Origin of the sequence: Pontibacter qinzhouensis (assembly GCF_008017455.1) — a bacterium.
GTDB lineage: Bacteria > Bacteroidota > Bacteroidia > Cytophagales > Hymenobacteraceae > Pontibacter > Pontibacter qinzhouensis.
In genome coordinates, this window is sequence record NZ_VRTY01000096.1 from 1 (window position 1) to 24231 (window position 24231).

General features: G+C 47.8%; 23 protein-coding genes. 8 read left to right on the forward strand and 15 right to left on the reverse strand.

Annotated elements, in window-relative coordinates; all coding sequences use genetic code 11:
* On the forward strand, window positions 1-589 hold a 589-nt coding region (locus FVR03_RS19365; RefSeq protein ID WP_369410468.1), incomplete at its 5' end, for a bile acid:sodium symporter family protein.
* A gap of 248 nt (window positions 590-837) precedes the next feature.
* Here FVR03_RS19365 and FVR03_RS19370 read toward each other — a convergent pair.
* The 8 genes from FVR03_RS19370 to FVR03_RS19405 form a co-directional block, all read right to left on the reverse strand.
* On the reverse strand, window positions 838-4170 hold the full coding sequence (locus FVR03_RS19370; protein ID WP_147923425.1) for a UTP--glucose-1-phosphate uridylyltransferase: 3333 nt from the start codon (window positions 4168-4170) through the stop codon (window positions 838-840).
* Between the two features lie 236 nt (window positions 4171-4406).
* Window positions 4407-5357 (reverse strand): UTP--glucose-1-phosphate uridylyltransferase, encoded by a 951-nt coding sequence (locus FVR03_RS19375; protein WP_147923426.1) that lies wholly within the window; start codon window positions 5355-5357, stop codon window positions 4407-4409.
* A gap of 638 nt (window positions 5358-5995) precedes the next feature.
* Window positions 5996-6994 carry a beta-ketoacyl-ACP synthase III gene (locus FVR03_RS19380; RefSeq protein WP_147923427.1) on the reverse strand — a complete coding sequence of 333 codons (999 nt, stop codon included), beginning with the start codon at window positions 6992-6994 and terminating at the stop codon, window positions 5996-5998.
* A 145-nt stretch (window positions 6995-7139) separates the two neighbouring features.
* Entirely contained in the window at window positions 7140-8081 is a 942-nt protein-coding gene (gene plsX / locus FVR03_RS19385; protein WP_147923428.1) for a phosphate acyltransferase PlsX, read from the reverse strand.
* Between the two features lie 57 nt (window positions 8082-8138).
* A complete protein-coding gene (gene rpmF / locus FVR03_RS19390; RefSeq protein WP_147923429.1) occupies window positions 8139-8336 on the reverse strand; it encodes a 50S ribosomal protein L32 in 198 nt (65 codons plus the stop codon).
* Window positions 8337-8387: 51 nt separating this feature from the next.
* Entirely contained in the window at window positions 8388-8936 is a 549-nt protein-coding gene (locus FVR03_RS19395; RefSeq protein ID WP_147923430.1) for a YceD family protein, read from the reverse strand.
* Between the two features lie 67 nt (window positions 8937-9003).
* On the reverse strand, window positions 9004-10023 hold the full coding sequence (pdxA, locus tag FVR03_RS19400; RefSeq protein WP_147923431.1) for a 4-hydroxythreonine-4-phosphate dehydrogenase PdxA: 1020 nt from the start codon (window positions 10021-10023) through the stop codon (window positions 9004-9006).
* 7 nt (window positions 10024-10030) lie between these two features.
* On the reverse strand, window positions 10031-11464 hold the full coding sequence (locus tag FVR03_RS19405) for a leucyl aminopeptidase family protein (protein ID WP_147923432.1): 1434 nt from the start codon (window positions 11462-11464) through the stop codon (window positions 10031-10033).
* A gap of 133 nt (window positions 11465-11597) precedes the next feature.
* Here FVR03_RS19405 and rsmA point away from each other — a divergent pair, with 133 nt between their 5' ends.
* From rsmA to FVR03_RS19430, 5 genes are all read left to right on the forward strand, one after another.
* Window positions 11598-12377, forward strand: a complete 780-nt coding sequence (rsmA, locus tag FVR03_RS19410) for a 16S rRNA (adenine(1518)-N(6)/adenine(1519)-N(6))-dimethyltransferase RsmA (RefSeq protein ID WP_147923433.1) — start codon at window positions 11598-11600, stop codon at window positions 12375-12377.
* Between the two features lie 5 nt (window positions 12378-12382).
* Window positions 12383-13732, forward strand: a complete 1350-nt coding sequence (gene mgtE, locus FVR03_RS19415) for a magnesium transporter (protein ID WP_147923446.1) — start codon at window positions 12383-12385, stop codon at window positions 13730-13732.
* Between the two features lie 211 nt (window positions 13733-13943).
* On the forward strand, window positions 13944-14894 hold the full coding sequence (locus FVR03_RS19420; RefSeq protein ID WP_147923434.1) for an NAD(P)-dependent oxidoreductase: 951 nt from the start codon (window positions 13944-13946) through the stop codon (window positions 14892-14894).
* 274 nt (window positions 14895-15168) lie between these two features.
* Window positions 15169-15642, forward strand: a complete 474-nt coding sequence (gene greA, locus FVR03_RS19425) for a transcription elongation factor GreA (RefSeq protein WP_147923435.1) — start codon at window positions 15169-15171, stop codon at window positions 15640-15642.
* 4 nt (window positions 15643-15646) lie between these two features.
* The gene (locus tag FVR03_RS19430) at window positions 15647-16048 is read left to right on the forward strand and encodes an HIT family protein (protein ID WP_147923436.1); all 402 of its coding nucleotides are present in this window, start codon (window positions 15647-15649) and stop codon (window positions 16046-16048) included.
* Window positions 16049-16246: 198 nt separating this feature from the next.
* On the opposite strand, the gene FVR03_RS19435 is transcribed toward FVR03_RS19430, so the two are convergent.
* The 4 genes from FVR03_RS19435 to FVR03_RS19450 form a co-directional block, all read right to left on the reverse strand.
* The gene (locus FVR03_RS19435) at window positions 16247-17227 is read right to left on the reverse strand and encodes an MlaD family protein (protein WP_147923437.1); all 981 of its coding nucleotides are present in this window, start codon (window positions 17225-17227) and stop codon (window positions 16247-16249) included.
* A complete protein-coding gene (locus FVR03_RS19440) occupies window positions 17228-18001 on the reverse strand; it encodes an ABC transporter ATP-binding protein (protein ID WP_147923438.1) in 774 nt (257 codons plus the stop codon).
* A gap of 10 nt (window positions 18002-18011) precedes the next feature.
* Entirely contained in the window at window positions 18012-18824 is an 813-nt protein-coding gene (locus tag FVR03_RS19445; protein WP_147923439.1) for an MlaE family ABC transporter permease, read from the reverse strand.
* A 270-nt stretch (window positions 18825-19094) separates the two neighbouring features.
* Window positions 19095-19298, reverse strand: coding sequence for a hypothetical protein (locus tag FVR03_RS19450; protein ID WP_147923440.1), 204 nt, complete (start codon window positions 19296-19298; stop codon window positions 19095-19097).
* Between FVR03_RS19450 and rluF the strand changes: the two genes are divergently transcribed.
* Window positions 19297-20250, forward strand: a complete 954-nt coding sequence (gene rluF, locus FVR03_RS19455; protein ID WP_147923441.1) for a 23S rRNA pseudouridine(2604) synthase RluF — start codon at window positions 19297-19299, stop codon at window positions 20248-20250. The genes FVR03_RS19450 and rluF overlap by 2 nt on opposite strands.
* Window positions 20251-20329: 79 nt before the next feature.
* Window positions 20330-21679 (forward strand): NADP-specific glutamate dehydrogenase, encoded by a 1350-nt coding sequence (gene gdhA, locus FVR03_RS19460; RefSeq protein ID WP_147923442.1) that lies wholly within the window; start codon window positions 20330-20332, stop codon window positions 21677-21679.
* Between the two features lie 214 nt (window positions 21680-21893).
* Here the strand turns inward: gdhA and FVR03_RS19465 are convergent, their stop codons facing one another.
* From FVR03_RS19465 to FVR03_RS19475, 3 genes are all read right to left on the reverse strand, one after another.
* Window positions 21894-22772 carry an OmpA/MotB family protein gene (locus FVR03_RS19465; RefSeq protein ID WP_147923443.1) on the reverse strand — a complete coding sequence of 293 codons (879 nt, stop codon included), beginning with the start codon at window positions 22770-22772 and terminating at the stop codon, window positions 21894-21896.
* Window positions 22773-22981: 209 nt separating this feature from the next.
* On the reverse strand, window positions 22982-23689 hold the full coding sequence (locus FVR03_RS19470) for a tetratricopeptide repeat protein (RefSeq protein ID WP_147923444.1): 708 nt from the start codon (window positions 23687-23689) through the stop codon (window positions 22982-22984).
* A 90-nt stretch (window positions 23690-23779) separates the two neighbouring features.
* The coding region (locus tag FVR03_RS19475; RefSeq protein ID WP_147923445.1) for a tetratricopeptide repeat protein at window positions 23780-24231 on the reverse strand (452 nt) is incomplete at its 5' end.

Consider the following 24231-nt stretch of genomic DNA (forward strand, 5'->3'; position numbering starts at 1 on the left):
CCTACTCTGGCTGCTGGCATTACCGTGGGGCTTGTGGGGTTTCCTGGAGGCCAGCCTGTCTGCAGCGGCGCTACAAGTAGCAGAGGTTCTCAGCTTTTTTGCCGGGGCGGTGTTAGCCGGGTTATTGTACCACTTGTTCGCCACCCGATTCACTAAGCTAGACAGCTTTATGCCTTATTTCTCCATGTTTGGGATTGTGTATTTTACCACCGTTACCACAGCTGCCGGTCGCGATAACCTGCTGCAGGTAGGCTTCCTGTTATTCATTGCCGCTGCACTTCATAATGCTGCCGGTTATTTCTTCGGGTACTGGTTCAGCCGCCTGTTCGGGCTTGATAAAAATTCTTCCCGCTCTATGGCCTTCGAAGTAGGTTTGCAGAACGGGGGTATGGCATCAGGGCTGGCCGGCACGATGGGCAAATTAGGAACAGTAGGACTTGCGGCAGCTGTATTCAGCCCCTGGATGAATATTTCCGGCTCTATTCTGGCGAACTACTGGCGTAGCAGACCTGTGGCTGACAAGGTGTCTCAGCAGGAGGAGCAAGAGGCGATGCAGCCACTTCAGGTAAAAGATGCGACTGCTGATTAACCTGCATCAGCTAGCCAGCAACCCTTGACCTTTTTAAACAAAAAACTTGTTGGAAGGCTGTTTTTATCTGAATAATTTGGAATAGGATAGACGGCATCTTCACTTTCAGGAGTAAGTAAACACCATTCCTTTGGTTAACTATTTCTAGCCTCCACTTACACCAGTACAACAAAATAAGAACGTCCGAATGATTGGCAGCTAAGGCCTCACATTCAGACGTTCTTATTTCGCTTTATAATTTGCCGGACTTAAAAATCTCCCAACGAAACGACAAAATCTTTACTGCCATCTGTTACCCACGAATCTAACTGAGCAGGGTCTTTCATTTGCTGCCCTCTGGCCCGTGGCACCACCATATAGCCGCACGTTACATCTGGCAGGGCTGTCATGTCGGTCCAGAGCTTTTCGATCTGTGCCACTGGGTAAATGTCTTCCTGCCCGTGGCCCCAGCGATATTTTACCTCCTTCAGGGTAACGTATGTCGGTATGCGATGTGCCACAGTTCTTACTGCCTTGGCTAAGCGGGCTGCGTCTCCATGTATAACTTCTTCGCGGCTGAGGCCAAACAATTGCAGCAATGGGTCGAGCTGAATCCAGGTGGTGTTGGAGTTGTAGTAACTAAGCTTAAGCTCATCTTCTTCGCGGGGTTGCGCCAGCCCCTCCAGTAACCTCACCTGGCCGTTAACTCGTGCCAAACCGCCTCCCTGGTCTTCAATGCGGCGCGGAATTACTTCAAAAGTAAGCATGTTGCCGGACTCGAGGTGGTAACCCAGTGCAGCGGGGTTTACATCTGCCCCGAGCGTATCGATGTTATGCAGCATCAGGGTTTGCAGCTGAGGCTGGTCCTGCAAAAGGCGGGCTAACGTGCCGTTGCGCAACATGTTCGATACCTCGTACCAGTGGCCAAGCGGCGAGAAACGTTGCGCTGCAATATTATCGACATAATCGGTGCCTTCGCCTTTACCTTTTGCCCAACTGATCATGCTTTGACGTACCGCATCGCGCACTTTCTGCTTGTTTACGTCAAGGGTTTCCTGCGGCATTTCTTCCCACAAAAACCGTAAGTCGCGCTCCATCGGCACAAAACGCTGGCCAATAGATCTTCCTTCTGATAAGTACACTTTGCCGGCATACCCGAAATTCTGCGACTGCTCCAGTTTTTTGCGGATGGGCTCATGCGTTAGGTAACTCGTGGCGACAATATGCGGAACCTGCGCTTTATAGCGGTTGGCAACTTGTCGGGTTTTCGCTATGTGTATCTCCAGAAAACTGCGGTGGTGGCCATGTATTTCTACAAACGGATTGAGCGCTTTTATAACGCCGGCACCTTTGGTCCAGCGGCTGCCCACACCAGCGGCCAGGCTGAAAACGGCTACACTCCCGGCCTGTATAGCTGCTTTGCCAGTTGCTTCGGCGGCATGTACTTCCTCAAGTAAAACAGCATCTCCAGGACGCACATCTGCTATGGATGTTTCAGCAGCGAGGCGGTTGCGCGATAAACCGATGCGGCCTTTCTGCAACTGCTCCCGGATCTCCTCATGCTGAATAAAATCAAAGCCGTTCGCTTTCTTTACCTGGTCGGCTTTCTCGTTTTCGAGGCTGCGGTTGCCTTGCGTTGTAGGGTCCGAAACCTTAAACAAATTGCTCACAATGGTGCGCAGCAGGGGGTAAGCCAGGTTGTGTTGGTCGCAGTAGGTGGTAAACAAATCTATTTCGGCGCGCCTGATGTAGGAAATGGTAGCCGGATCTTTTCTAACCAACTCCGACACATGAATGGCATAATACTGCTCCGGCATCAGGGCTTCGTTCCCCAGGTGCAGATCAGCCCACGTTCCTTTGTGGTTTATGCTCCAGTTGTACACCACAGGCTCCATGGCAAAAGGCAGTGCTTCAGCTAGTTCAGCTTTTGTTTTACGTAGAATTTCAAGTACCCCGAGTTTATAATCCTCATAGCGCTCCGGGTTCACAAACATACCCATACCACCGCCAGACATACCACCCAACATCAGGAAGCCATAATAATCAGGGCCAAATTCTTTTTTAGCCTTTGCAATTATTTGTTCGGTGAAATAGGTAGAAGCCCACGGAATAATCGTTTTTATGGGGCCTTCCCAGTTGCGGGCAGTATTGGCTCCTAATTTCTGAATGTCGCCTTCGCGTATGGCCTCCAGTATATTATCGAAAATCTGGTTTGTCTGTTGGCGGGCTGCCCATTCCTTTTCGCCCCGGAGCAGGTATTTTTCTGTTACCATCTCCAGAATAGGGCCAACATTCGAGGCCATGCCACCGTGCATCAGCACCAGCGAATTCATGATCTTTTCGGCAACCTGCGGGTGTACTTCTGCGCCCTGTAATACGCGGTGGCGGGGCAGGAGCGTGCCTCTGCTAATGCCGTACTCGGGGTCTCCTTCCTGGGCGAAAGTACCTTGTATGGCTTTTATGCCCGGCCAAACGCCACCTGAGTCTTGCCAGCCGCCACCTGAACCGCCTATCCACTCGCCTAATATCGCCCTGGAGGCTACCAATCGTCTTTCGCTTTCCTCTAAACCGCCTTCTAACGATTTTGTCTGGCCGGTGGCACGCATGAGCAGGCTTATGATAGAACCCAGCAGGTTAGTGGATACGGCGAACCGGGAGCCTTTCGGGATGTCGTTTACTTTTGTAACCAGTTCTATGCCCATGCCTGGCGCTACAATGCGGGCCAGAATATCGGGCAACGATTGGTTTGTACTTTCAAAAGAAGGCGGAATAAGTCCGGATGCTATAACGCCGGCTTTAACCAGGCTCAGGTAATCGTTACCGAAGTTAAAGAGGTCTGCCAGGTCATAAATATCTTTTGTCGTGTTCAGGTCGATACTGGTCAGGCGCAGCACCGGCTCCTGAATCACCCGCACATAGGCGTGCAATGGAGGCCTGATATCTGTGTCGCGCCCAAATACACCCAGATCGATGGATAGATTTACCACACGCGCACCTTCCGGGTAATCCATTCCCAGGAAGAAAATATCGGACCAGCCACTGTGGGTAAGGTCCATGCGAACAGCGGTCTGCTCGTGGAGCATCGGGTAGAAAAGCGATTCGGGCTGGCGCTGTAACAGGCGCGGGTGAATCCGGATAGGATGCTCCTCCTGATGCCCCACACGGAACATCCATTGGTTACCTTTGCTGGACCGCACACTTTTTCGCACCTGATCGGCTAGTATCTGAAACGAAAGGTGGTGGTAACTTTCGGCCAGGGCACTGAACAAAGCAGCATTTGGCCCATGCTTGTCCAGCTCCTGCAGAAACGTGGTAATAGCCTGCTCGAAACGCCTCGCCAGCAGATCTTCAAAACCGGCATAAGCTATTTTACCTACAGCCGGCGTTTCTTTGGCTTGCACCAGGAAAAACCGGTAGCCCGCATACAGAAACTGTATGGCCCGCACTTTATCGTAAAGGTTAGCAGTCGATTTTCTGAAGGAATCGAGCTCGCGCATGGCAATAAGTAGTTCCTTAGCCGAAAATTGCCTACTGATCTCGAAAAAAGAGCGGTTACGAACAGCCGGATCGGTGGCAGTTATGGTCTGTATAAAAAGGTTCATGCTTTTTGAATTTTGAGACACCAGACACAGGACGTAAGACACAAGATTTTTATGTTACGCGCTAGAGGAACAGCAGCAGCAGGTGAAAACGATAGTGGAAGTCAAATTTCATTTAAGAATTGCCTGACCTCCGATCTTATTCTTTATGTGTTAGCTCCCTTTACTCTTGCCTTTATCATGAAGGACTTATTGTCTATGCCTTCCTTAAAATCCTGTGTCCTGCGTCTTGTATCTTTTCAGTTTGATTTCCGGCCATTGGCTTCGGCCAGCATTTCCACAAGAGTGGAGAGGGTTTCGCTGTGTGCCTCGCCTGCCAGGCCCAGAGCTAGTTGAGCACTGAGTAAGCCGTGTTTCCGGCTAAGGTCGTACCGCTGCCCTTTCACTTCCAGGGCCAGGTATTTTTCCTGCAAGGCCAGTTGTTGCAGGGCAGGAGTGAGCATAACAGGTTGTGCCTGCTGCTCCAATTGTTGCTGCAGTAGCTCAAAAACCGCTGGCGTAAATACATGCATTCCGAAAAAGCAGAGGTAGTAACCAACCCGTAAGCCGGGTGTCTGGAGTTCCAGCTCGGCTACACTTAAAGAAGGTTTTTCTATGATGGTATCTATCTGGTAAACACCGGTTTTATTGGCGAGCTGCTTGCCGGTAAGGGTGCCGTAGCGGCCAATCTGATGCTCAATTGTAGGATTAACCGCAGAAACAGAACAGGCCTCCTGTGTGGCGAGCTCCACCAGCTGAGCTGCGCAACGTTTTTGCAACATATCCGACACATACAGGTAATCGCCTAGTAAAAGGAGAAATGGCTCGTTGTTCACGAAATCGCGGGCGCAGTACACGGCATGCCCATAGCCCAGCGGCTCCTCCTGCTCTGCGAACTGAAGCCGCTGCAGGAGGTCATCTACTTTTTCGGCTTGCTTTTTTGCCCAATCCACGCTTTTAAAAGACTTCAGCAGGTTGTCGCGCAACGATGCGAAAGCACTTAGATAGCGCTCGCGGTCGCCTGGTGCGCACACAATGCAAAGTTCTTCTATACCACTGGCAAAAGCCTCTTCCGCAATAATCTGGATAACCGGTTTGTGCAACCCATCTATATCGATAACCGGAAGCATGGCTTTCTGAATGGTATCTGCCACCGGATACAAGCGTTCGCCCCGTGCGGCGGCAGTAATAACTGCTTTTTTAATTTTCATATGAACTGATTTCTTTGCTAAAGAAGCGTGTGCTGTTGTGTGAATAGACAATGATTCAAATTTAGCTAATATCTCCATTAGACTCTTACAAATTATTGTAATGAAATTAGCCTTCCAAAGAAAAATTGATCAAAATCTGTCGAGGGTGAATAGTCGCTGAAATAATAGGGAGCCATCAGCATGTACAAATCTTGAAGAATAGCTAATAACCCTTGGCAAAATTCTGCTGAAAAACCTTCCGGAGGGCAATTTCATTTGAATAATTATGGACCAACATTACCTTACCGAGCCGGATATATTTCACTGGGAGGTGCAGGTACTGGGGAGCATCGGCAGGAATCAAAAAGGTGCATTTTTGCTTACGAGGGTAGGGAAGAAGCGGGGCTTTATTCTTGGTCATTGTTTTGCTTCGCGGCAAGACGCTCGCAGGTCTGGAAGACGCTGCAAGGTCTATAGTATTGGCGAACTTTCCGAGGATTGGAAGAAGTGCTGAGTTGTAGTGCTAAAGCGTTTGCAAAAATTATTCAAATAAAAATGGCCTTCCTAAGAGATTTTAGCTTTTGAAGGTCAAGGGTGAAGTTAGAAGGGCACAAAAAAAGCGGCACTGGGCCGCTTTCAACTTAGCTAATAAATAACATTTATTTCGGATCATAGGCCCATTTCATGTAGATTGAACCCCAAGTGAAGCCACCTCCAAAGGCAGCCAGAATCAGGTTATCGCCTTTTCTTAGCTGCGGCTCATACTCCCAGAGGCAAAGCGGAATGGTGCCGCTAGTGGTGTTGCCGTACTTCTGGATGTTGAGCATTACTTTCTCGCTCGAAACGCCCATACGGTTAGCAGTTGCTTCTATTATGCGTTTGTTTGCCTGGTGTGGCACCAGCCATGCAACATCTTCCGATGTCAGGTTGTTTCGCTCCATAACCTCTGCCGATACATCTGCCATGTTCTTTACGGCAAACTTGAAGACAGTTTGGCCTTCCTGGTAAGCATAATGTTGGCGGGCTTCAATGGTTTCGATGGTAGCGGGTTTGCGGCTGCCGCCCGCCTTCATGTGCAGGAAAGGAGCACCCGAACCGTCGGACTTCAGGATCTGGTCCAGCACGCCAAAGCCTTCGGTATTAGGCTCCAGCATAACGGCTCCACCACCATCTCCGAAAATAATGCAGGTAGTGCGGTCGGTGTAATCTACAATAGACGACATTTTATCGGCGCCCACTATTATTACTTTTTTGTACTGCCCCGACTCCACAAACTTGGCACCAGTGGCCAGTGCGAACAGAAATCCGGAGCAGGCAGCCTGCAGGTCGTACCCAAAAGCATTTATAGCACCTACTTCTGCTGTAATAAGGTTGGCCGTAGCCGGGAAAACCATGTCGGGAGTAGTGGTAGCACAAATAAGCAGATCTACCTCTTCTGGTTTTGTATTCGTTTTTTTAAGTAAATCTTTTACTGCTGGAATGGCTATTTGTGAAGTTCCTTGGTTCTCTCCCTTCAGGACACGTCTCTCTTTGATACCAGTACGGCTAAGGATCCACTCATCGTTGGTCTCCACCATTGTTTCCAATTCCTTGTTGGTAAGCACATATTCAGGAGCGTAGCCACTTACACCTGTAATAGCGGCAGTAATTTTACTCATATTATAATGGTTTCTTAGGGTAAATGTTTGAGCGGGCAAATTAATAAAAAAAACCTGGTATAAACTGACAGTTACTCAAAAGAGTTGCTGTTTTGTTTGTACCAGGTATAGAAACGATAGGGTAGGTTAGTACTTTCTTGGAAAACTACACGCTGTAGTTCTTCCGGAAACGCTCGGAAATTTTGGATGATATCATTTTCTGAGCCAGCACTACCATGTTGCTGACAGCCAACGGGCTGGAAACACCATGACCAATCACAGCGTTACCATTGATGCCAAGAATCGGGCTTCCTCCGGCTGTTTCATAATTAAAATTGTCAAAGAAAGGATCTTTGATATTTTTTTCGTGCATGATCTCGTAGATCGACTCTGCCATTTTAATAATGATGTTACCGGTATAACCGTCACATACAATCACATCGGCTTTATCGTTAAAAAGATCCCGCCCTTCCAGGTTACCAACAAAGTTCACGTTGGGGTTGTTTTTCAGTCGCTGGTGTGCAGCCTGCGTCACAACGGTTCCTTTGCTTTCTTCTTCTCCCAGGTTCATCAAACCCACTTTCGGGTTCTCGATGCCGAGTACATATTTGGCATAGATTGATCCGGTTTCGCCGAATTGCTCCAGTACCTCGGGTTTGCACTCTGCGTTGGCTCCAACATCCAGAATCACGCCAAATCCACCGCTTAGCTTAGGTACGAAGCCTGCAATTGTCGGCCTGATGATGCCTTCAATTGTTTTTACGCTAAACATGGCACCTACCAGCATGGCACCGGTGTTGCCGGCGCTGCAAAAGGCATCAGCCTGCTGCGCCTTTAACATGCCATACCCTACAGCAATGCTGGAATCAGTTTTTTGGGAGAGGGCTTTAGTCGGGTGTTCCGCCATCCCGATAACCTGGGTGGCGTTTACAACCTTAATGTTCTGACCCGTGTACCCGTATTCTTTTAACAGTGAATGAACAACTTCCTCCTGCCCAATAAGCAGGATTTCGTCTTCTTTCTCAAGCTGCTCTGCGGCGAGCAATGCACCTTTAATGATAGCCTCAGGTGCATAATCGCCGCCCATAGCGTCTAAGGCGATCCTCATGTACTGGGATATTTTGGTTTTAAATTATACAGAACTAAATCAAAAGCAGGCTATTGCTTACTGGGCGTTCGTAGTATAATTTTTGATAGCCAGTTTGCCTTTGTGGAACAAGTCACCTTCTACCACATAAGCGTGGTGGTAAAGATGAGGTGTATCGGTAGTAGGGCAAAGAGCAATGGCTTTCTCAGAAAGTTTTTGGTGAGTTCTTCTCTTATCTCTTCTGGTCTTCGAAATCTTACGTTTAGGATGTGCCATTTTTAGTTAAATAGTTTACTTGCTGTTTATACTTGGTTGATATTATTATTCTTAATTCAGATTCTTTAAGGCATCCCAACGCGGGTCTATGTCCTCATCGTCGTCTCCTCCGTCTTCGTCTCCATCTTCCGGGCTTGCTTTGCGCGAAGAGTAGATCAGAATGTCCTGGTCATCCTCTTCATCGAGCTCCTCCTGAAAGCGGGGGTGAAGCTTTTTCATAGGCAGCGACAGCGCAATAAAATCATAAAGATGCTGTGCCACGTTTATATGCTGCGTTTCCGGGGTTATCTGCCACAAGTCGTCGTCTAACTCCTTGTTTTCAGGCCCGAACTTCATACGCAGCACTTCCTGCAAATCAATTGGCTGCTCAAACTCTTCCAGGCTTCTGTCGCAGGTTAAGGTTACGGCTCCTATAATGTCGAAGGTAAGCGTTAACAGCGATTCCGTTTTATCGAGTTCTACTTTTGCCTGCAGGTTTCCTCCCTGAATAATCTCCTTCCCAAACAAATCGAAAAATGAGTCGTCCATGGCAAACTCGTACAAGTGTTTCTTGTTACTGAGTTTGGCTATGCCGATTTCATAGTCTTTTAGCTTTTTCACACTGCTGCTTTTTTTGCAAGACGCAAAATTATAACTAATTTCTGACAAATAAAACAACTGCCCGATATTATGCAGTCGGATTTTCAGCTTCTTTTCTTTTCCTGATAATGTCGCAGGCTGCAAACAAAGCTTCCCTGAAGGAGGTTTCGTCGGCAAGGCGCTTACCAGCAATATCATAGGCGGTGCCGTGGTCGGGGGAGGTCCGTACGATTGGCAGGCCGGCTGTGTAGTTCACACCGTTCTCAAATGCCAGTGTTTTAAACGGAATAAGCCCTTGGTCGTGGTACATCGACAGCACTGCATCTACTTTTTTAAACTGGCGCATACCAAAAAAGCCATCGGCCGGATAAGGCCCGAACACCAGGTGACCGCGATCTTTCAGCTGTATAATGGCCGGCCGTATGATGTCTGTTTCCTCTGATCCTAGCAGTCCGTTTTCGCCGGCATGTGGGTTTAAGCCCAGCACAGCTACCCGTGGCTTCTGAATACCAAAGTCAAGCCGGAGCGACTCGAGCAAAATCGTAAGCTTCCGGAGGAGCAACTCAACAGAAAGTTTGCCCGACACTTCGTTTATCGGCATATGTCCGGTTACGGTGGCGACCCGTAAATCGTCGCTCACGAGCAGCATCAGGCTTTCGGCTGCGTCGAAATATGATGTTAAAAACTCCGTATGGCCCGGAAACCTGAATTCCTCTGCCTGTATGTTGTCTTTGTTGATGGGGGCCGTCACCAGCCCGTCGAGCTTGCCCGCCTTCAGATCCTGGCAAGCTGCCATCAGCGACTGCAGCGAAGCTTTCCCCGATTCTGGCGTAGGTTTGCCGGGCTCCAGCACCAGTTCTTCCTGCCAGCAATTGATCAGGTTTACTTTGCGGTTAACTAAAGCATCGGCTGAGTCTACCTGCAGGAAATGGAAATGTTCAGCCTGTAAACTTTTCTTGATGCTGCTGAAAAGAGCGGCAGAGCCATAAATTACAGGAATGCAATAATTCAGGATGCGCTGGTCAGAAAGCGTTTTCACAATGATTTCGGGGCCAATGCCATTGGTGTCGCCGATGCTAATGCCTAACCTTATTTTCTGTTTCTCCATTTCTTACTTAGTGGGCCAATGCGCGAAGGTAATGATAAATTAGACGAACGCCAGCGCCAGTGGCTAATTTGCCACGGTACGAATCTTCGCCATGTAAATAGGCTACACCGGCAATATCGAAATGCACCCAGGGGTAGCTGGTAAAACACTCCAGGAACTTACCGGCCGAAATGGCTCCGGCATCTATACCGCCCAGGTTCTTCAGATCCGCGATATCAGACTCGATGTGCTTCTTGTACTCATCCCAAAGCGGAAACTCCACCAGCCGCTCGTGCACCTGCTCCCCGGTTTTTTTAAGTGCCTGCATTATTTCGTCGCCGGCATTGCCCATGGCTACCAGTCCTTCTTTGCCAACGGCACGCGCAGCGGCTCCGGTTAAGGTTGCTAAATCGAACACCAGGGCAGGGTGGTATTTCTGGGCGAAACTCAGGGCATCGGCCAGTAGCAGGCGGCCTTCAGCATCAGTATTTAAAACTTCAACCGTCATTCCGTTGTGCATGGTAATCACATCGCCGGGAGCAAAGGCTTTTCCGCCGGGGCGGTTATCGGTGGCTGGCACCAGGCCTATAACGTGCAGGGGCAGTTTGTTTTTGGCTAAGGCATACATAACGCCTGCCACGGCTGCAGCACCCGCCATATCCGACTTCATAAAATCCATGGATTGTGGCGTTGGTTTCAGGCTGAGGCCGCCAGTATCATAGACTACTCCTTTGCCTACAAGCACGTAAGGCTTATTATTCACCGGCTGCTCCGGCTTCCATTCCATAATGGTAAAAGTCGGAGGATCTTCGCTGCCCTGGTTCACGGCCAGCAGGCCACCCATTTTCAGCGACTGTATTTTTATCTCATCAAGTACTTCGGTCTTAAAGCCGGCTTCCTGGCCCAGTTCTTCGAGTTGCTCACTAAACTGCTCAGCCGACTGGTGGCTGTGCGGCTCGTTTACCAGATCGCGTGCTATGGTTACTGCCTCCAGCACGTGCTGCAGTTCCTGTACTTCCTCTTCGGAAATGGCCGTATCAGCAATAGTAATGTTTTCGAGCGGGCTGGGCTTGGCATCTTTTGTTTTGTATTTCTGAAACTGGTAGTTGCTCAGGTAAAGCCCCTCTGCCAGGTACAAAGCAGCGCGGGAGCCTGTCGTATCCGAAACCTCCACCGACCGTACTTTGTCTGCCTTTATAAGCTTCAGGAGGTTGTAGCCTGCCTGTCGTAATGCCTCATGTGCTGACTGCTCTGTTTTTGCTTTTGGCGCTACCACCAGGTAGAGGCGGTGCGTGTAGCGGTTTAGTGCTATAATGTTTGTCTCCTGTGCTACCTGCTGCTGCACGTAGGTGGCCTCCTCTTGTGACAGATCTTCGGGGAGCGCTGGCTGCGCTGCCTGCACAATTAAGACAATATCGGTATTTTTACCGGGTGTTGCGCTGTATTTAAGTTGTGTCGGCATTTGTCGTTCGTATCTTTGAGGACGCAATATAGTAAGTATATAAGTTAATGTGAAGGTTTGGCCTGTGGCAGGGGAGTAGTTTGTTTTAGAATAGATATCGCCAACACCTGACCAACTAAAGTAAAGGAGCGCCGTGAGTAAAGTAAGTCCGAAAAAACACCTGGGGCAGCATTTTCTGGTAGACCAGAACATCGCCATAAATATTGTTGAGCAACTAACGCTGCACCACGGTGTAACGGATGTGCTGGAGATAGGCCCCGGTATGGGCGTGCTGACCCAGTACCTGCTGCAGCACAAAGAGTACACGACTACCGTTATCGATATCGACAGGGAATCAATCGCTTACCTTAAAGTACATTTCCCGGGTTTGCAGGACCGCATTATTTCAGCTGATTTTTTACGCATCGATTTAGGCGAGTTGTTTCCTGGCAAATTTGCTATTATCGGCAACTTCCCTTACAACATCTCCAGCCAGATTTTCTTTAAAGTGCTGCAGCACCGCGACCAGGTGCCGGAGGTGGTGTGCATGCTACAGAAGGAGGTGGCGGAGCGACTGGCAGCACCTCCGGGCTCTAAAACTTATGGCATTTTAAGTGTGCTGCTGCAGGCGTTCTATACCATCGACTATAAGTTTACGGTAAGTGAGCAGGTGTTTCACCCGAAGCCAAAAGTGAAATCTGCGGTGATCGGTTTGTTGCGCAACGAGGTGCAGGAACTGCCCTGCAGCGAGAAACGCTTTTTTGAGGTGGTGAAGCTGAGCTTCGGAACACGGCGTAAAACGCTTCGTAACTGCCTTAAAACCTATAACCTGCCACCAGAAGTGCTCACGCAACCTGTTTTTGACCAGCGTGCAGAGCAGTTATCGGTGCAGGAGTTTATTCAACTTACCCAACTCATAGAGCAGAATCTGTAGTTATGATGCACGTAGAGATCACGCGCGAGTATATAAACCAGGTAGAAGAAGCTATAGAGCGCCAGGACAAGGGCTTTATACTCGAAACCATGTCGGAGATGTATGCGGCCGATATTACCACGGTGCTGTACGAGCTGGATGCGAACGAGAGTAAATACGTGATGGACCTGCTGCCTCCCGAAGTCGGGTCCGAAATATTGAGTGACCTCGATTACGACATCCGCACCGATTTCCTGCAGCATTTCACTACAAAGGAGATTGCCCGCTACGTGAACCTGATGGACTCTGACGATGCGGTGGACATTCTGAATGAGCAAACGGTGCAGCGGCGCGAAGAGATTATTGCCCTGCTCGACGAAGACAGAACAGCTGCTATTCTGGATCTGCTGCACTACGAAGAAGACTGTGCCGGTGGCCTGATGGCAAAAGAGCTGATAAAGGTAAACCTGAACTGGCGCGTGCGGCAATGTATTGAAGAAATAAGAAGGCAGGCGGAAGACGTAGCCCGAATTTATACGGTGTATGTGGTTGATAACCGCGATATACTGCTAGGGAGGGTAAGCGTAAAAAACCTGCTGCTCTCCAAAGACGATGTACTGATAAAAGACATCTATAACCCGGATGTGATCTCGATTGAATCTTATAAAGATGAGAACGAAGTAGTGGCCCTTATGCAGAAATACGACCTGGAATCTATTCCGGTAGTGAACATACAAGGCCGCCTGTTGGGGCGCATCACTATTGATGACGTGGTGGATGTGATGCAGGAGCAGGCCGAACTCAGCCGCCAGCTCATGACGGGTATAACCGAGAACGTGGAAGAAGACGACAGTGTATATAGAATATCGCGCTCTCGGCTGCCCTGGCTTATTATAGGTATGGTGGGGGGCCTGCTGGCGGCGCAGTTCATGGGCTTGTTCGAAGCCGATATTGCGATGTTACCGGCAGTAGCCTTGTTTGTACCACTCATTACAGCCACAGGCGGCAACGTGGGTATACAGTCCTCTTCTATTATTATTCAAACCCTCTCCTCCAACACTGTTATTTTTGAGCATTTTGGCCAGCGTATGCTCAAAGTATTACTCGTTGCTTTGCTTAATGCAGCTATTATTTCGATGTTGGTATTTGGCCTGACTTACCTTTTCCGGAACGACCTTACCTTGTCGCTGGTCGTATCGGTGGCGCTGTTTTCGGTGGTGATGCTGGCCTCCTTAATGGGTACGTTAACTCCCATGGTGCTCGACCGGTTTGGCATTAACCCTGCTGTAGCAGCCGGGCCGTTTATTACCACTGCCAACGACCTGTTAGGCCTGGCCATTTACTTTGCCGTGGCGCACGCCTTGTATAACCTCTGATACCCTTGACGATAAAATAGCATTTTACCTTCTGAAGGGTATTTTTATTGGAATAATTGAATTAGAGCTAAATGGCTCAACTGTTTAATTGTTGGTTCTTCATTTTGAAAATGGAGGTGCTTAGTCATGGCCCAGGTATAATCAACTAATTCTCGATTCAGTTCCTAATTTTTTACTAAAAAATTAAACTTCATAAATACTATATTTACTTATGTCAACAAGTACCTTCCGCTGCCTTATAATAGATGAGATGCATCCCAGTATTTTGGAAATGCTGGAGGCAATTGGTGTGGCGGCAGATTATCGGCCGGAGATGCAGCCTGCGGAGGTTCCTGCTGCCTTAGAAGATGTTGATGGATTGATCGTCAGAAGTAAGATGCGTATAACTACAGCAACAGTAGCCAAAGCCACCAGACTACGTTTTGTAGCCAGAGCAGGTGCCGGCCTCGATAACATAGAGGTGGAGCAACTGGAGCAACTCGGAATTAAAGTGCTTGGCGCAAACGAAGGCAACAGAGAGGCAGTGGGCGAGCATGCGCTGGGTATGCTGCTGGCACTGGTGCGAAACATCGCCCGGAGTGACAGGCAGGTGCGGGACAAGGTGTGGCTGCGCGAGGAAAACAGGGGAGAGGAGATTGGCGGTAAAACAGTAGGCATTATCGGGTATGGCAACATGGGGCAGAGCTTCAGTCGGGTTCTGTCCGGTGTCGGCTGCCGCATTCTGGCGTACGACTGCTATGCACCTCAAAAAATTGGCACCCCTGCCATTAGCGCCACCATAGAGCAGCTACAAACCGAAGCCGATATTGTGAGCCTGCATATACCGTATTTCGCCGGAAACAGACACTTTGCGGATGAGGCTTTTTTCAGAGGTTTCGCCAAACCGATATGGTTTATAAATACAGCCAGAGGAGAAGTGGTAGACCAGTCGGCGCTGGTGCGGCAGCTGCAGCAGGGTAAGGTAAAAGGTGCCGCTTTAGATGTACTGGAAAACGAAAAGCTGCAGACCTTCTCGGAACGGCAACAGCAGGATTTTGAGTACCTTCAAAATGCTTCCAATGTCGTGCTAACCCCGCACATAGCCGGCTGGACACAGGAATCTTACAAAAAAATAAATGAGGTTCTTGCTGCTAAAATAAAGCAGGTGCTTTATCCTTTTTAATTTACGTTCGTTATAATTTTATTGTAGCCATAGTGAAGCAGGTATACAAAAAATTGCTATATTTGCCCATGTCTGCACTAAAAGTGGAACAACAAAACTAATTTTAGCAGAAGCGGAACAGTAGCTAACAGACAACCGGAAAAGCGCGACGCGCTAACCTTGCTGCTGTTATTTTGATAGATTGCATTAACAAACAACATATACTTACAAAAAGAACGGTTATGCATGCCATAACCGTTCTTTTTGTTTTTGTGTTTTAAACAGAGAAACTATTATGAGCAACATTTCTTATTACACTGCCGAAGGTTTAGCAAAACTGAAAGAAGAACTGGCAGAGTTGAGGACAAAAGGGCGCGCAGAAGTAGCACGCCAGTTAGCTGAAGCACGCGATAAGGGCGACCTGAGCGAGAATGCGGAGTATGATGCAGCAAAAGATGCACAGGGTCACCTGGAGCTTAAAATCGCGAAGCTCGAAGAGGTGGTAGGCAACGCCCGCCTCATCGACGAGTCGAACCTGGATGCCAGCAAAGCCCTGATTCTTTCTAAAGTGAAGATCAAGAACCTGAAGAACAACATGGTGCTGGACTATACCCTGGTAGCAGAGGAAGAAGCAGACCTGGCAGCCGGCAAAATCTCCGTAAAGTCTCCGATCGGGAAAGGCTTACTTGGTAAATCGGTGGGCGATATAGCGGAGATAACCGTACCTGCCGGCAAGCTGCAGTTCGAAGTACTGGACATAAGCCGCTAAGCGTATGGCAGCGTCTATCTTCACCAAAATAGTAAACGGCGAAATACCTGCTTACAAAATAGCGGAAGACGACCGTTACCTGGCTTTCCTGGATGTATTCCCGACAACCAAGGGGCATACCCTGGTGGTGCCCAAGCAACAGATCGATTATATCTTCGACCTGGAAGACGAATTGTATGCCGGCCTGATGCTGTTCTCAAAAAAAGTGGCAGTCGCTATAGAAAAAGCAGTGCCCTGCAAACGCATCGGTGTGGCAGTGGTAGGGCTCGAAGTGCCGCATGCGCATGTGCACCTTATACCCATGAACAGCATGCAAGACATGAACTTTGCCAACAAGCAGCAGTTCAGCAAAGAAGAGTTTGAAGACGTGCTGGAAAAAATTAAAGCAGCTTATAGCGCTGTATAAACACAGCCTTGTACCCTTGGCGTGTTTTTTGTCCAAAAGGCTTTGGAAGGCCATTTTCATTCAGATAATTTACAGAGAGGAGTAAAGGCTGAGTTTTACCGATAAGTTCTATCCATAATACCTAGAATAAGCTCCTTCAACAAAAAAGAGAGGCTGCAGCAAATAAATGCTGCAGCCTCTCTTTTTTGTTGAAGGAGCTTACTGTTGCTGTTTTGCTTCCTGCTTTGCCTGCCTTCTGAAAAAGCCTCGCAACAGGAAATTATGCTGCAGTGCTTCCATGTTCTGGTCAAATTTCTCGGTGCTGGTCTCCAGGTTTTCCATGGTGGCCTTCAGGCGGTTGGCAAATTCGGGGTCGTTCAGCAAAACCCCGGCCGCATTGCTGCTGTTGTTCAGCTGGCCGCTGGCCTGCTGCAGGTTATTGGTGATGGCCGTGGCTGAGGTAGTGGCTTGCTGCAGCTGGGCCACAGAAGCCTGCAATTGCCTGAAAACGGCTGTATCGGTGGCTAACTGGTCTACGAGGCCACCCTGGGTGTTGAGCTTGGCGGTAAACTGGTTCAGCGAACGCGAAGCTCTTACCGTGTTGGCAGATGTTTGCTGCAGGCTCGCCACCATGTTCCGGAAGTTATTGGCCAGGGTGGTATCTGTGAGCATGGCACCTACTGCACCTTCGCCATTTACGAGTTTAGAGCTGAGTTCTTTAAAGTCGGTCGTGATTGCTACCAGGTTTTTGTTATTCTCCTGCAATGTCACCAGAATATCGTCGGTGTTCAGCATGGGCTCCGATTGCAGCCTGTCGCCTTCCTGCACCTGGGGAGCCTGAGGCGTTCCTCCGAAAATCTCCAGAATTCTGTTACCAATTAAGCTTTCGGAGCTGATTCTGACTTTGGCATCGCGGCGCACATACTGCTGCACATCTGTCTGGATATTCAGTGTAATCTCTACCTGCGATTCACCTGAAAAATTGATGGCTTTTACCGTACCAATTTTAACACCCGAAAACCAGACATTGTTGCCTGGCTTCAGACCGGCAACATCGGTAAAGGTGGTGTGCAGGCTGATGCTATTGATAAAGCGTTTCTGTTGCCCGGCCAACGTAAAAATGCCAATTATGAAAATGATGATGCCCAGCAACACGAAGATGCCGACCATGACGGAACGTTTATTTTCTGCAGCACTCATTTAGTCTATAAAGTTGTAGTTATAAAAAGATTTAACCCGCTCATCGTCTGTTTCAAAAACCTCCTCAAAGGTTCCCTGTCTCTGAAACTGGCCGTCGAGCAGCATCACCAGCCTGTCGCCAACGGCGCGGGCGCAGGTAAGGTCGTGGGTAATGATGATGGATGAAGTATTAAAGCGTCGCTGTACCTGGTTTATCAGGGCATTAATCTCAATGCAGGTAATAGGGTCGAGGCCAGCAGTTGGCTCATCGTAAAGCATAATATCTGGTTTCAGAATAAGCGTTCGGGCAATACCGATACGTTTCCGCTGGCCACCCGAAAGCTCCGATGGCATCTGATCTATTGTCTGCGACAGCCCCACCGCCTCCAGCACAATATTTATGATGCGATCAATTTCTTTGCGCGTCATGTCTCTGGAGTTGCGGATAAGCGGGAACTCCAGGTTCTCCCGCACCGTCATGCTATCGTAAAGGGCGCTGTTCTGGAACGAGAACCCGATTTTCAGCCGCAGCTTATCAAGCTCCTTCTGCGAGAGGCTATTGATATCCTGCCCCAGCACATTCACCTGGCCTTCGTCCTGGCGCAAGAGCCCGGATATTATCTTTATCAATACTGATTTTCCTGTGCCCGACCTGCCTAGTACCACCAGGTTTTCACCTTTATAGAGATCCAGGTCTACACCTCGGAGCACTTCAAATTCATCAAATGCCTTTTTCAGGCCCTTGATGGCAATTACTTTGTTCGATTTATCTATTTTAGGAATGTTCTTCTTCATTTACGAAAGCTTATAGCGCTCTTATGGCATTAATGATCTGGAGGGCCAGCAGTTCTTCAATAAAGATAAGAAACATGGCCGTTACCACCGAAGAGTTAGCCGCCTTGCCCACACCCTCAGTTCCTTTAGACGAAAAATAACCTTTGTAGCAGCCTACCATGCCTACTGTAAACCCGAAAATAAATGCTTTAATAATGGCAGAGAAAATGTCCAGAAAGGTCATGGCATTGAACACCTGCTGCACAAAGGTAGCAAAACTCGTCTGCTCGTTCTGGTGCACGTTCAAATAAGCACCTGCCAGGGCCACCACCATGGTAAACATGGTAAGTGTAGGAATCATGAAGGTGGTAGCCAATACTCTGCTCACCACCAGGAACTTAAAGGGGTTAGTGGCCGAAACTTCCATGGCATCTATCTGCTCTGTAACGCGCATAGACCCAAGTTCGGCACCAATGCTCGACCCGACCCGCCCCGCAGCAATAATAGCCGTAACCAGTGGCGCAAGTGCCCGCACAATAGCAATAGAAACAAGAGCAGGTAACCAGGAGGTGGCTCCAAATTCTGACAAAGAGGGGCGCGACTGGTTAGTGAACACGATACCGATAATAAAGCCGGTAAGGGCAATGAGCGGCAGCGAACGCACGCCTACTTCGTAGCACTGCTTTATTATTTCTTTAAACTCGTACGGAGGGAAAAAGACTTCTTTGAAGAACCGGATAACAAAAAGGTAAACCCTGGTAAGCTCCATAAACATGCGATCCAGGCGTCTGGTCAGTACATATTTTCTGGTCCTGGTGGGTTCTGCGTTGTTTTTTGAATCCATTGGCTATATAGTGAATTGATATTAGAACGTAAACTTAATAAGTTAATTTGTTACATGTGGCTTTATTAAATAGAATTAATCTTCTTCATACGGATTGAAAGAAGCAGGAGGTTGTAAAACTACTGTAATAAAACCAGCAGGCCGGAACAAAAACCAACTGCGAAGTTCTGTATTTTCGTTGTTAAAACGTTAATTAAATTAAAAGTTGCGGCAAATAAAGAAACTGAGACGCTACAAGCAGCATTTTTTGTTTTGCATCAGTAAGTTTCCTTATTTGCCAAACCAGCAAAACAAAGGCAGGAGTTTATGATTTTGTTCGGATTTTTTAGAGATATTGCCTTTAACCGCAGCATTCTTCACTTCTGGTGGACTAAGTGTAAATACAAACAGTGTAATGTATTGTTTAGGCAGTAATCTTTTTTTATAGTTAGTAAAATCGAATGCTTGCGGTGGCGCAAAAACAAACAGAAACATGCGGTTAAATAAGTATATAAGCGATAGCGGCCTCTGCTCCAGAAGGCAGGCCGACAAATACATTGAGCAGGGGCATGTGTTGATAAATGGCAAGAAAGCACTGCTCAGCGACAAGGTGAAGCCCCGCGATGTGGTGATGGTTAACGGACATGCCATTGAGCCTTTAAAGGATGAAGATGCCGTTTATATTGCGTTTAACAAGCCTGTAGGAATCGTAAGTACAACAGAGGCTGGCACAAAAGACAATATCATTGAATATATTCATCATAGCCAGCGCATATTCCCGATTGGCCGACTCGACAAAGATTCGCAAGGCCTCATCTTTCTGACCAGTAATGGCGACATTGTAAATAAGATTTTAAGAGCCGGTAACAAGCACGAGAAAGAATACCTTGTAACCGTAAACAAGCCAGTAACCGATCAGTTTGTTGAAGGCATGGCCAGTGGCGTGCCTATTTTAGGCAGCACCACAAAAAAATGCGCGGTTACGAAAGAGGGTCCCACTATTTTCAGAATTATTCTGGTGCAGGGCCTTAACCGGCAGATAAGGAGAATGTGTGAGTATTTTGGCTATGAAGTTACCAAACTGGAGCGCATCCGGATCATGAACATTACGCTAAAAGGCTTACCTACCGGCGACTGGCGAGACCTGACTCCGCAAGAAATGGAGAACATATTTAAACTGATTGAACAATCTGAATCTGCGGTGGCACCGGCCAAAAAAGCAGACGCCACAGCTGGTGCTCCGACAGGTAGCAAAACAAATAAAGCTCCCCATAGAAATGGGCCACGCAGTACTGCTCCATTTAAAGCAGGGGCAAAGGCAGCCGACAAAACAGCCAGACCAGGTAAGAGTGGCAGGTCTAAAAGCTCAGGTGCCAGTAAAAGTGCCGGGCGCTCCTCTAAACCAGCTTCCGGAGGCAAAGGTAGAGGCAAGGCAAGGCCACGGTAAATAAAACAAAGGATGCAATGACTTGTAATGCAATGCCACTAGTTAGAGTAATTAATTATCTGTGAAAATATAAACCACTATGAGTAATTTGATTAACGGAAAACTTGCCCCCATTTACCAGGAAATCATAAAACGAAATCCGGGTGAAATGGAGTTTCATCAGGCAGTACAGGAAGTGCTGGAAACGTTAGGTCCGGTTCTGGAAAAGTACCCTCAGTTTGCGCATCACAAAATTATACAACGTATCTGTGAGCCCGAACGACAAATTATTTTCCGGGTTCCCTGGACCGACGACCGGAACCATGTGCACATAAACCGTGGGTTTAGAGTGGAGTTCAACAGTGCTTTAGGTCCCTACAAAGGAGGTCTTCGTTTTCACCCTAGTGTGTACCTGGGTATTATTAAGTTTTTGGGTTTTGAGCAGATATTTAAAAATGCCCTTACTGGTTTGCCCATTGGTGGTGGAAAAGGAGGATCTGACTTTGATCCCAAAGGAAAATCTGACAGCGAGATTATGCGTTTCTGTCAGAGTTTTATGACTGAACTTTACCGTCATATTGGCGAACATACCGATGTTCCAGCTGGCGATATAGGTGTGGGAGGCCGCGAAATAGGATATATGTTCGGGCAGTACAAGCGTATAACAAACCGCTACGAGGCAGGCGTAATAACAGGTAAGGGCCTCGACTGGGGTGGCTCTCTGGTGCGAAAAGAAGCGACAGGTTATGGAAACGTGTTCTTTGTGAGGGAAATGCTGAAGACCAAAAACCAGGAGATCGAAGGCAAAACCTGCATAGTATCCGGCTCCGGAAACGTGTCTATTTATACCATTGAGAAAATACATGAATTAGGTGGGAAAGTGGTTGCTTGTTCCGACTCTAACGGGTATATCTACGACAAGGAGGGGATTGACCTGGCAGTTGTAAAGCAACTGAAGGAAGTGGAACGCAGGCGTATAAAGGATTACCTGGAATTCAGGAAAGAAGCCAGTTACTTCGAAAACGGAAATATTTGGGAAGTACCTTGCCAGATAGCATTCCCTTCTGCTACCCAAAATGAGCTGGATGGTGCGGCTGCAGCACTTCTTGTTAAAAACGGATGCATAGCCATTGGTGAAGGCGCGAACATGCCAACCACGCCTGAGGGAGTAAAAGTGTTTCAGGAAGCGGGGATTTTGTACGCACCTGGTAAGGCTGCCAATGCAGGCGGAGTAGCCACCTCCACACTCGAAATGATGCAAAACGCCTCCCGGGACTCCTGGTCATTTGAATTTACAGAAAATAAGCTCTCCACTATCATGACCAATATACATGATCTTTGTTATGAGAAGTCGGCTGAGTTTGGATCGCCTGGCAATTATGTGTTGGGAGCCAATGTGGCAGGTTTTATCCGGGTAGCAAACGCCATGTTAGCCATGGGAGTAATCTAACTTATAGGTCCTGTTTTTTTTAAACCAAAACGGCCGGCTCTGAAAAGAGCTGGCCGTTTTGGTTTGGATAATTTTTTACTATCAAATTATTAATGCTTTTCCTGACCAGGGCTATAGAAATTTCTGCCCCATATCTTTTTGAAAGTGCACACTTACGAGGTAAAGTTGTAATGTGTTTTTATGCACGTTACGCAGCTGATTAGTATTTCCGCTATCAGGTTGTCTCCAGAATCTGGAAGAGTTCATCGAGTTTTGGTGTTAGAATAATTTCGGTGCGGCGGTTCTTCTGACGTGCTTCTTTTGTTTTAGCACCATCGAGAGGCACGTACAGCGAACGACCTGATGGCGTTACTCTTGTTGGGTCTACGCCGGCGTTAGCCAGAATACGGGTAATTTCTGTAGCGCGTAACACACTTAGGTCCCAGTTATCCTGCATGCCAACTGTGCCTCTTGCTATTGGCACATCATCTGTGTGGCCTTCCACGAGCACGTTTACATCTTGCTGCTCTTTAAGAACTGTGGCTAGTTTGCGCAGCGCATCTACTCCTTTAGGGTCCACTTTAGTAGAGCCTGACTGGAATAGCAACTGCTCCGCCAACGACACATATACTTTACCGTTACGAACGTTGATCGTCAGGTCTTTATCGTTAAAACCGAGGAGCGCACTGCTCACTTTTGCTCGGAGGGCATTTACAGCCTTGTCTTTCTCATCGAGTATGCGTTGCAGCTCTGCCAGGCGTTGCTCACGTGCTTTTAAATCGGCATTCAGGCGGTCTATCTGCGTTTTGCTCAGGTTCAGGTTTTCGCCGAGGGTTTTACCTTCTTTCAGGGCTTGGGCAAGGCTGCGCTCATATTCATTCTTTTGCTGCTCAAGTGTAGCGCGTTCCTGCTCCAGGTTTGCCTTTTCGCGCTCTAAAGAGGCTTTTTGCTGCTCAAGTGTTTGCTTCTGCTTTTCAAGACCAGATTTATCTACTTCCAAAGCATTTTTGCGGGCCAGCAAATCTTCGTACTTCTTTTTAGATACAACGCAGGAAGAAAAAGTTAATGACCCTGCAAGTAAAAACAGAGAGGCTCTGTATAAATTGTTTTTCATGAGGAATGGACTAAGGCTAAAGAGTTAAACAAATATAAGTATCCTGAAATGGTTTGGAAATGGAAAATTGATGTTTTTTTAACGCTGGCAGAATAATGCTAACTGTTCTTTCTTGTTACAAAATTCGTTCCAAGCTATATAGCATTTCACAAAAAAGGCACTACTCTGTGTAGTGCCTCCCTAGTATTGCCTTTAGCAAGTAAATTGCCTTAGTTATTTTTGAAGAACCCGGTCGGATCAGGCATTTCAGACATTAACGACGTCAGGTAAACAAAATCGATGTTGGCTACATTTTGTTCACGGCCTTTGTGCAGGTAGCTCCAGGCTTCTTCGTACTGCTTCTCCTGAAATTTTACCTTCGACATGGTGTATAGTGCAAAAGCGTTGGCGGAGTCTGCTGCCAATGCTTTATTTGTAAATTCCACTACTTTTTTAAACGACTGCTTTTTCTTGTTTTTCTTTTCTTCAGCTTCGTGCAGGGCCAGGTAAGATGAGGCCATGTCAGATAGCATCAGGGAGTTTTTGGGCTCCAGTGCCAAAGCCTTTTCGTAGAAGTTGATGGATTCCTGTAAACTGCCTTTGCCATAGGTAACTAATCCGAAGGCCCAGTAGGTGTTGGCATTGTCGGGGTTCAGGAGCCAAGCCAGGTTAAAGCGGTACACGGCAGTGTCTATCTGGCCTTCGTTGAAGTACTCCCAGCCACGGTTCATGAAAAAGTTGCTGGCCTCCTGACGGGTTGTAAAGCTATTGTCGCAGCTGGTCAGAAATTTCTGATCCTTGATTTGTTGCGCCTCGGTTTTTGCAACGTTGCCAAACATTGGCAGCACATTCGGATTTGGCTTTACAGCTGCATCCTGGGCAAAAGAAAAAGTTGTGGCCATACATAGGGCTACAACGGCAGTAAGTAATTTCTTCATGGTAAAGAATAAGTAGATGTTGTTATTTTCTTGATCTCAGAAACCTAAATGTAGGACTTATACTATTATTAATCAAGCTTTAGTCCTGTTTTACTGTTGGTAAACGCCCTGTGGGTCAGGTTGCTTTTGCAGGAGTGCGGCTACAAAGTTCTCGGTTACTATTTCTTTGTCTTGCAGCAAGCTCTTGTGCAGGTACTCCCAGGCTTTTCCATATTCCTGCAGGTAGTAGCTGTTGATGGCTAATTTATAAGAAGCACCGGCAAAATCTGGAGAGAGTAACACAGCTCTTTCAAGTAGTTTTTTACTTTGCAACAGGTCTTCTGGGTCGTTCTGTTCGTAGAACCTGCCCAGGTGGCTGGTAGCAACATCGGTTAGCAGCCTGGCATTCTCCTGGTCTCGGTCCAGCGCTTTGTAAAGCACAAAAAGTGCCTTATCAAATTCTTTCTGCTGACCGTATACAAGCCCGTAACCCCAAAACACTTCGTTGTTTGTGCTATCAAGGAGCCAGGCCTGGCCAAATAGTTGCGCGGCAGAGTCTGTTT